6 protein-coding genes and 1 pseudogene are annotated in these 6,083 nt (G+C 72.2%); 4 read left to right on the forward strand and 3 right to left on the reverse strand.

Features of this window, described 5'->3' with window-relative positions; all coding sequences use genetic code 11:
* On the forward strand, positions 1–235 hold a 235-nt coding region (locus tag H5J30_RS14440), incomplete at its 5' end, for a DinB family protein (RefSeq protein WP_508470470.1).
* A gap of 57 nt (positions 236–292) precedes the next feature.
* Here the strand turns inward: H5J30_RS14440 and H5J30_RS14445 are convergent.
* From H5J30_RS14445 to H5J30_RS14455, 3 genes are read right to left on the reverse strand one after another with little or no spacing between them, the layout of a single operon-like run.
* Positions 293–1,132 (reverse strand): DUF899 family protein, encoded by an 840-nt coding sequence (locus H5J30_RS14445; RefSeq protein ID WP_181787840.1) that lies wholly within the window; start codon positions 1,130–1,132, stop codon positions 293–295.
* A complete protein-coding gene (locus H5J30_RS36720; protein ID WP_309505529.1) occupies positions 1,077–1,376 on the reverse strand; it encodes a transposase in 300 nt (99 codons plus the stop codon). Before H5J30_RS36720 ends, H5J30_RS14445 begins: the two co-directional genes overlap by 56 nt.
* Before the next feature lie 15 nt (positions 1,377–1,391).
* Complete coding sequence (locus H5J30_RS14455; protein ID WP_181787841.1) at positions 1,392–1,541, reverse strand: hypothetical protein; 150 nt, start codon at positions 1,539–1,541, stop codon at positions 1,392–1,394.
* Between the two features lie 9 nt (positions 1,542–1,550).
* On the opposite strand from H5J30_RS14455, the pseudogene H5J30_RS36725 reads away from it, so the two are divergent.
* The 3 genes and pseudogenes from H5J30_RS36725 to H5J30_RS14465 all read left to right on the forward strand — a co-directional run.
* Positions 1,551–1,799, forward strand: a pseudogene (locus H5J30_RS36725) (DNA cytosine methyltransferase); the annotation flags it as partial.
* A gap of 663 nt (positions 1,800–2,462) precedes the next feature.
* Positions 2,463–2,741, forward strand: a complete 279-nt coding sequence (locus H5J30_RS14460) for an RICIN domain-containing protein (protein WP_309505530.1) — start codon at positions 2,463–2,465, stop codon at positions 2,739–2,741.
* A 927-nt stretch (positions 2,742–3,668) separates the two neighbouring features.
* A partial coding sequence (locus H5J30_RS14465) for an ATP-binding protein (protein WP_181787843.1) occupies positions 3,669–6,083 on the forward strand: 2,415 nt, incomplete at its 3' end.

The raw sequence follows: 6,083 nt of genomic DNA on the forward strand, positions 1-6,083 counted from the left end.
CCTGAACGAACTGGTCGTGCACGGCTGGGACCTCGCCCGCGCCACCGGCCGGCGTCACGAGCCGGACGACGAAGCACTGCGCGTCTCCTACGACCTGCTGGCGGCCACCCCCGGCGGGCCCGCGCGGGAGGGGATGTTCGGGCCGGCCATCGCCGTGCCCGAGGACGCACCGCTGCTGGACCGGGTGGTGGGGCTCAGCGGCCGCGACCCCGGCTGGACACCTCCCGGACGCTGACGCCCGTCCGTCGAGGGCCGTCCCGCCGCAGCGTGGCCACGGGCACGTATGGGAAGGTCAGTGGCAGTGGTCGGGCGTGGTCGCCGGTCCGGTGCCGGTGGCGCCCAGGTCATCGGAGCGGCCGGCGTCGATGCGCGGCCACTGCGCTGTGGGACGTCCGCCCGGCCACTCCCGCAGCGGCGGCCAGTCGGGAGCCCCGCCCAGGGTCCGCGTGGCCTGCCCGAGGCGCGGCCAGTCCGCCGGTGAGTCCTCCCAGTCCTCCTGGCGTCCGAACGCCGTGAGATCCATGAGCGCGTAGCTGTAGTCCACCGCCTCGGCCCCGCGGCGCTTGGTCCAGTAGGTCTCGAAGACACGGTCGCCGTCGCGCAGATAGCACACCAGGTGGAACAAGCCGAGCTCTCGTCCGACAAGAAGCGATTCGAGCGAGGGCTGGGCGGAGTACCACGGCATCGCCCAGCCCATGAAGGCCCGGTAGCGCAGGCTCTCCTCGTACGACGCCTGCGCGTCCCCGAAGCCGTAGGCGGTGTTCCGCCCCTGGCAGAACACGGCGAAGGTGATGTCGCGGGAGTGCAGATAGGCCGGCTCGCCTACGTGGCTCATCACCCAGGTGCAGCCTTCGCACTGCTCAGCGGCCGGCCGGCCGGGCCACCACATGAAGTAGTAGGCGATCATCTGCCGTCGCCCTTCGAACGCGTCCAGGAGCGTCATGGGGCGGTCCGGCCCCAGCAGCAGGCTGTCCGCGGCCACCTCGACCATGGGAAGCCTGCGGCGCGCGGCGGCGATCGCGTCGCCTTCGCGGGTGTGGGCCTTCTCCCTCGCCCGCAGCCCCTCCAACTGCTGCTCAAAGGCCGCGCGGTCGGCCACCGGCGGTTGCGCCTTGCTCGGGTTCTCGACCATCACCGGCTCCTGGGATCGCTGGGTCGTGGTTACGGGTCGCTTCCCAGCAACGTAGCCGCCGGCCGGAATCACCGACACACGCCGCACCGCGGTACCGCGTACGCGAAACAGCGAGTCGGGTACGCGGCGGGATCGTATCGAGCAGCGGCAGCAGCTGGGTGTCGTCGTTGCAGTTGCCGTTGGTGAAAAGCACCGCAAGCGGCGTCCGATGCCCGTCGGTCGATGTCTGTCGATGGTGTCTGATGGATCTGGGCCAGGTTCAGCGGTTGAGCAGTGATTCGGCGATGGTGACGGAAGGCGACGCGATCGCGGTCTGGTCGTCGGCGATGTCCCCGCGTGAATTCCGCAGCAGTCTCCCGACGGTCGGGACGGGCCGGTCGGTCGCGCCCCATCCCAGGGGCTGGGCCATGCTGACCCAGCGGGACCCGAACCGTTCCCGTCGGGCTCCCGCAAGACGCTGTCCGACGCCCGTGATCGCGGCACCTGGATGCCCCGGCCGGACGGGGTGGTCCTCCGGTCCCGCCGCGAAGGCACGGGGCGGGCGGCCCGGCACGGCACACGCCACAACCGCGCCCCCGACGATCCGGCACCGACGTGCACCGCCGAGGCGGCCCATCGCTGGTCCTGGTCCCTGCGCGGCAGCAACCAGGCCAACGCCACCGTCCGGCCGCGGCATCACCGCCGACTCGTTCTCCACCGCCGCGCACGCCGCCCTGTACGCCGCGATCACCACCCTGCGGCTTCGCCTTCGACCCGCTGGACCGCGAGACCGCGCGCGACGGCAGCCGGTCGCCGGCGGCGGCCTGCGACAGCGTGGCGACGGAGTAATGGGCTTTCCGCGCCATCTCCCGGTAGGTGATCCCGCCGGCTTCCCGGCGGAGCTTGCGCAGCTCGTACGCGAAACGCGCGACCGGCCCGTCCGCCGGATCCAGCGGTCTCACAACCGGCAGCGACGGTACGAAATCGCGCGACTCGCCTGCAAGACCAGATGCCACAAACTGCTCGCGAACGCAACGGCTTTGTCTGGCGTGGTGAAAGGGGTCTGCCAGACAATCGCCCGCCTGGCGAAACTCACTTCATGCCGGCCGTCGACCGACCGGCAGCGCGTTCGGAATGGAATTCCATCTCCGGGGCGCGCGTGGTGGGGAAGGGGGAGCGCCGAGACGATCGGGGGGATCGTGTCGCGCCGCATGGTGCGCGTTCAAGAAGGTTCGAGCGTGGCATTCCCCCTTCCCCGGCCCGTGATCAATGAGTAGAAGGAGCACACGCAATGATGAAGCGTGCCTTGTCCCGGGCTTCGGCACTGGCGGGAGGAACAGCCGCAGCCTTGGTGGTGACGGCTCTGCTCGCCACCCCCACGCAGGCCGCCGCCCCCACCTGGAGCGCATGGCAGAACATGGCCTACGACAACCAGTGCCTGGACGGCAGCATCTCCCAAGGCGTTCGTCTCAACACCTGCAACGGCGGCACCTACCAGGAGTGGTCGCCCAAGAGCAACGGCGACATCGTGCACCGTCAGTCCGGGAAGTGCCTGGACGGCAGCATCTCCCAAGGCGTTCGTCTCAACACCTGCAACGGCGGATCATTCCAGTGGTGGTTGCCCCGGTGAGGTCTCTGCCGGCGAAGTGAACGCAATCAGAGTGGATGGCTGACGGTGCCACGTAGCTGGTCGGGTAGCCGGGTCACGGCAACGTGACCCGGCTCCCTTGTCCCTCGATTGCTCTGCCTACACGGCCCCGCGGGCTCGGCTGAGGGCGGCCTGCTCCGTGGTGTCGGTCAGCGGAGCGCAGGACCGTCCGTCTTCGACGAGCGCCCTATGCGAGAATCCGTGCGACCGGGCAGCCTCAGGCCCTGCCGGGTCCGTCGGGCTCGACCGGCGCGAGCCCGACGGCAAGGTTTCGCGGCCGGCCGCACCAGCGCCGTCCTGGGGGACCAGAGCCAGGAAGGTTCGGCCGGTGTCCTGGGCCCGGCAGTTGGCAGGCCGAATACCGGAAGGCAGAGGACGAAGTCGACGATCCGCGCGCCCTTGCCTTGCACGATTACCCGCGGCTCGGCCCACGGCTGCCCCCGAGAGCACCGACGCGGCAGCATGGGTATGGCCTCAGGACCTCCACCGCATGGTCGGCGACGGCGTCATGCTCGACCTCGTCCTGACCACCCGCGACGCCGCCGTGCAGGGCCGGGAGCTCTTGTTCGTCCCCGGCGTCAAGCGCCGTTGCTGACACTGCCGACGATTCCCAGCCCTCCGGGGAGCGAACGTGAGGCGGCCCGTGGTTCCACTCGGGCCGAAATCGCGAGCCCCGCGTCCCGGACCGAGGAACACGGAGCCCAGAGGCGGACGCCAGGAAGATTGCCGCGATCTCCGCCCAGCAACCGTAGGCGAATCCGCCCTTCTCGGCCTACCGTAACCCGGTGCCCCACCCGTCAGCCGGGTTCCCGGGACGCCACGGAGGCGAAGTGAGCCGTCCCGGCGCCCCGGCCGAGTGGGGCGCGCGTGTTCCATCGTCTGTCACATGTAAGGCAGGTGACCAAAGCCATGCGGGGCAACCACACCGAGCGCCTCCGAACCACGCCCCCGCTGGTGGGTCGGGACGAGGAGCTGCACCGCCTGGTGGCGGCGGTGGCCAACCCGCCCGGCGTCGCGGTGATCGAGGGCGAGGCGGGGATCGGCAAGACCCGGCTGGTGGGCGAGCTCGCCGCCCGCCTCGACTCGTCGGGGCGGCGGATGCTGCTCGGGGGGTGCCGGCAGATCCGCGAGCCGTTCCCGCTCGGCCCGGTCCTGGACGCGCTGCGCGGCATCGGTGACGTGCTGCCGGGGCGGCGGCTGTCCGCCGTGGTCGGGGCGCTGCGGCCGTTGCTGCCCGAGCTGGCCGAGCACCTGCCGGACGCCCCCGAGCCGCTGGAGGACCGGGCCGCCGAGCGGCACCGGGTGTTCCGTGCCCTGGTCAGCCTGCTCGCCGAGGTGGGCGACGCGGTGTTGGTGGTCGAGGACGCGCACTGGGCCGACGAGCAGACCGTCGACTTCCTCGGCTACCTTCTGGCCGACCCGCCCCCCGCGCTCTGCGTGGTGCTGACCTACCGGGGCGAGGAGGCCGACGAGGCGCTGCGGGCCGTCACTACCCGGCTGGCTGCCGAGGTTGGCCGGGAGCACATTGTGTTGTCCCTGCTGGACCCCGACCAGACCAGCGCGCTGGCTGCGGCGATCCTCGACACCGGCCAGTCCGTCTCCCGGAACTTCGCCATCCACCTGTGGGAACGCACCTCGGGCCTGCCGTTCGCCGTGCAGGAGCTCCTCGCCCTGTTGCGGGAGCGCGGCATGCTGGTCCGTCGGGAGAGGGGTTGGTCGCGGCGGGCCATCGACGAGTTGGACGTTCCCGCGGGGGTGCGCCACTCGGTGTTGGAGCGGGTGCGGCGGCTGACCCCGGCGGGGCAGGCGGTGGCCGAGGCCGCGGCGGTGCTGCGGGAGCGGGTGTCGGTGGAGGTGCTGACGGCGACCTGCCCGGTGCCGCGGGCCGACGCCCTGGAGGGCCTTGAGGATGTGCTGGGGTCCGGGTTGCTGGAGGAGCGCGGGTCCATGGTGGGGTTCCGGCACATGCTGGCGGCGCAGTCGGTGTACGCGAGCCTGCCGCTGCCCCGCCGCCAGGACCTGCACGGCAGGGCGGCCACCGCGGTGCGGTCCCTGGTGCCGCCGCCACTCGGGCAGGTCGCCCACCACCTGCGCGAGGCCCACCTGTACGACCAGTGGGTGGACGCCGCCGAGGCCGCCGCCGAACAGGCCGCCGAGCTCAACGACGACACCGAGGCCGCCAGGGTGCTGGAGGACGTGCTGCGCACCGCACCGCTGGACCCGGCCCGCCGCGGCGCGCTCACCATCAAACTCGGCTGGGTCGCCATCGAGGCCCGCCACTTCGTCGCCGTCCTCGACCTGTTCGAGCAGGCCCTGGCCCTGGGACAGCCCCGTGCGGTCCGCGGCCAGCTGCGGTTCTTCACCATCCCGCTCCAGGAGCAGTTGGCGGCCGAACCGGCGATGCTGTGGCGGACCGCGACCGCCGCCCTGGAGGACCTGGAGGGCCAACCGGAGTTGTCCGCCTGGGCCATGCTCAGCCTGGCCCTGCCCTACGGCCTGGACCCACCCGCCGCGGAACACCTGGCCTGGGCCAACCGGGCGCTGGAGCTCGTCCCGCAGATCCGTGACCGGGCATTCGCCGTGTTCATCCTCGGCAAGGTCGCCATGCTGCTGATCAATGTCGGCGACCCGCGCTGGTCCGTGCTGACCGAGCAGGTGCTGGAGCTGACCGGAGGGACGCCGGTCCACACCCGCGAGGTCAACGCCTACGCCTCCATCGCGGAAGCAGCCATGCACGTCGGCAACCACGCATGGGCCGAACGCCTGCTGGACGCCGCGGCCGACGCCCCCGTCGGCCCTCGCCTGGACCTCCTCACCGACGCCCTGCGGCTGGTCCTGGACCACCGCAGGGGCCGGTGGGACGGGCTCGAGGAGGCCGCTGCGCCGCTGCGGTCCACGCTGCGGGACCGCCCGGGGCTGTGGATCATCGTCGAGTCCGTGTCGGCCTGCCTGGCGCTGTCCCGCGGCGAGCTGGACGGTGTCGACGCCAGGCTCTCGGGCGCCGTGGAGGCGGCCCTGGACGCGTCCGGGGTGGAGGTGTTGCCCGCACTGACCACCGCGTACCTGCGCCTGAGCACGGCCACCGGCGAGGCCGACCGGGCGCTTGCCGCGACCCGGGACCCACTCCGGCTGTGGGAGGTCAAGGAGATGTGGCCGGTGGCGGTGCGGGCGTTGCCGGCTCTGGTCGAGGCGCTGCTGGCGGTCGGACGGGCGGTGGAGGCCGCCGAGCGGCTGGCCGGGTTCGAGGCCGGACTGCGGGACCGGGACGCCCCGTTCGCCCCGGCCGCCCTCGCCCACGCCCGGGGCCACCTCGCCGCCGCGGCC

Origin of the sequence: Streptomyces phytophilus (assembly GCF_013870535.1) — a bacterium.
Lineage (GTDB): Bacteria > Actinomycetota > Actinomycetes > Streptomycetales > Streptomycetaceae > Streptomyces > Streptomyces phytophilus.